This window comes from Streptomyces sp. NPDC026417 (assembly GCF_055567695.1).
Genome location: NZ_JBVHPY010000098.1, coordinates 1 through 2,874, shown reverse-complemented (window position 1 = coordinate 2,874; position 2,874 = coordinate 1). Strand labels below are relative to the sequence as shown.

The following is a 2,874-nucleotide window of genomic DNA, read 5'->3' as shown; positions in this document are numbered from 1 at the left end:
CAAGCCCTCACTTCCAGCACCACCTCCACCAGGCGGCCGACGAGGCTCTGCCACGGCGTCTCGTCCTGGCGTTCCACCTCGTCGTCCCCCTTTGATGGCCAGATAGAGCCAGCCCTCCTCCGTGGCGAAAATAGGTGATGTCGCCGCACCAGCGGGCATCCAGGGCGGTGTGGTTCGGGCTGGAAGTCCCGGACCACGAGGGCGGGCCGCAGGGCAGCTCGGTGGATCGGGGATCGTCGTGGCATCGGCTGAGTGACGTCGTGACGATTACCGCTGGTCAATGAGACGGCCAAGGGAGTGCCGTGCCGGTCGACGATCAGATGGTGCTTGCTGGCGGGGCGGGCCCGGTCGACCGGCGAGTTCCGGTGCGATCTCCTCTTTGAGCGCGCGGACGTGTGAGCCGTCGATCGCAGCGTCGCCCATATCCAGCAAGCCCGCGGCCCGTAGTTCGGCCAGCAGCATTTCGTGCAGTTGCGGCCAGACGCCCGCTTCGGTCCAGTCCCGCAAGCGCCGCCAGGCCGTCACGCCGCTGCAGTCAACCTATTCCGCGGGAACATCCCGCCAGCTCACGTTCTTGCAGAGCACGATGCCCCGCAGCGCAGCCCGGTCATCCGCAGGAAACCGCCCGGGATACCGATCCGTCTTGGCGGGCGAGCCGGCAACAGCGGGGCCACACGTTCCCACAGGTCATCAGGCACAAGATCAGCAGGCACCCAACAGATCCTGCCGAAAGAGAACCCGACTGCCAAGTTCCCTATGGTGGAGATCCCATTTTGCTGCTTTACCACCAGCCAGGACCTGGCCACCTTGCATGCCCGAGTGAGCCGTTCTGGATGCCCGCGGGGACTTTGTCGAGCTGGTCCTCTCCGCCCGCTCCGAAGCGATGACCTATCTCGTCGTTTCAATACGGGGCTTGGCAGTTGACTGCTGTATCGACAAGATCTCTTGGGTGCCCGCTGATCCTGTGGCCTGATGACCTTTTAGAAATGTGTGGCCCCGCTGTTGCCGGCTCCTCACACCGAGCCGCATCGGTATCCTCGGGGCGGTTGCCCGCGGCGGAGCGGGCCGCGCTGCTAGACGATGTCACTGCTCCGCAATGGGAAGTGAGCTGGCGCCCCCTACAACAGTCGGCTGCAGCAGCGTGACGACCTGGCGGCGCCCACGAAACTTGGATCGAAGCGGACGTCTGAGCGCAGCTACACGAACTGCTGCTGGTCCGATCCGCGGGCCGCGAGCTTGCTGGACATGGGCGACTGCGATCGACGGCCCCCAACGGCCGCACGCAAAGAGGGATCACACCAGACCTTCGCCGGTCAACTGAAGCCCGCCCGGCAGCAAGCACCATCTGACCATCGGCCGACATGGCAGTTTCTTAGCCGTCTCGTTGACCAGCGGAAATCGTCACGACGTTACTCAGCTGACGCCCTCCTGGAAGCGGCACCACGCTCCGCGGGGTTCGCGGGCGGTCACGTCACCGCCTGGGCCGACTATTCGCCGACCACGGTTACGACTACGACAAGTACCGGGGTCGTCAAGCGCTCCATACCAGTTCAAACGACTCCAAATCCGCTACGAGATACGCGCCGACGACCCACGTCTCGCGCTGACCCAATTCACCTGCACAGATCGCCAGCCAGAGGCCATTTCTCCTGGTTTTTCATCCCGAAAACGATCGGTAGATGGTGGTGAGCGACCTCATGGGCCGCCGCACCTCGGGCGAAAAGCGCCATCTCGTGGCACGACCCGACAGTCCCCGAAGAGACAGGAGATTCCGTCGAGGACACTCTGGCGCCCACCCGCCGACCGTGGCGTCGTGCGCGCATTTCGTGCCGGAACTATGCGCATTCGCCTGGAAACCCTTCCGGGTCAGACCTCATAAGAGGTGAAGCCCTGAAGGGCAAGCTTAGAGTCGATATGGAGAACAGTTGCTACTGCTTTCGTTTTTTTCTCATTGGCTGCAACGCCGAAGCTCCAATTGGTGCGACATGAGGCCGTCTCCCCAGGCTCCAGAAACTTTGCGACAATGCAATTATTTGACGTTCCGGACAATTTCGGCACCGAAATGTTTATAGTGGAAATCCATACACTGCCTGGGCCGTTATTCGTCAACCTTATAGCGCCACGCCGCTGTGGCACAGGGCTGTCGCCATTGTCGTCAATACAAGTTGTCGCCTCGACGTGCAGCGTGGAAGACGCCAGGGATTGGTTTTTGCACCCCAACCCCACGGTGCTGGCGTGAGCGACTTGTGTGGTCAGCAAGGGTAACGTGATGGCTGTACCGGCGCTCAATAGTCCCATCCTGGTACGTGCTGTGCGAAACATGTATCCCTCTGCTGTATCGGTTGTGGTTGAGTTCAGGCATGTGTCCACAACTTCCACCTTGACGGATGGCGGAGAGTTGGTGCGCGCCCGAGATAGCTAGTGGGGACTGGCGGATCTTTGATAAAGTCCCAATGGTGGCCACGTTAGCCCATGGGTGGGTCAGTTCGATCCGCGATATCACTTCCGCGCCACGGGCTTGCTGAGGCATGCTTACTCAAGCTACGCACTTGGTCGCACGTGTGGCAGAGCATTCTGCTACTCACTTTTGTGGATGGGGGTTTCTGGCTGATCTTCGAACCAGACGGGCTTCGACACGAGAACCGGAGCAAATGGGCGGCCAGGTCCGTAGCTCGATGGACGCAAGGGTGCGCTTATGAGGCAAACATCCCAATCCTGACGGCCAGGAAAGTTACCTCCGGCATAACCCATCTCTAACGAGTTGGTGTGTGATGAGCGCTTGGGCATGCTCTGCTGGTGAGGGGTATGGCTGACCGTTCGGTGTTGACGCATCCGTTGTTCACGGGGATCTCGACAGCTCATCTGTCGTCTTTG

1 pseudogene is annotated in these 2,874 nt (G+C 61.1%); it reads right to left on the bottom strand.

Annotated elements, in window-relative coordinates:
* Window positions 1–239: 239 nt before the first annotated feature.
* Window positions 240–713: pseudogene (locus ACZ4NT_RS39050) on the bottom strand (transposase); the annotation flags it as partial.
* Between the last annotated feature and the right edge of the window lie 2,161 nt (window positions 714–2,874).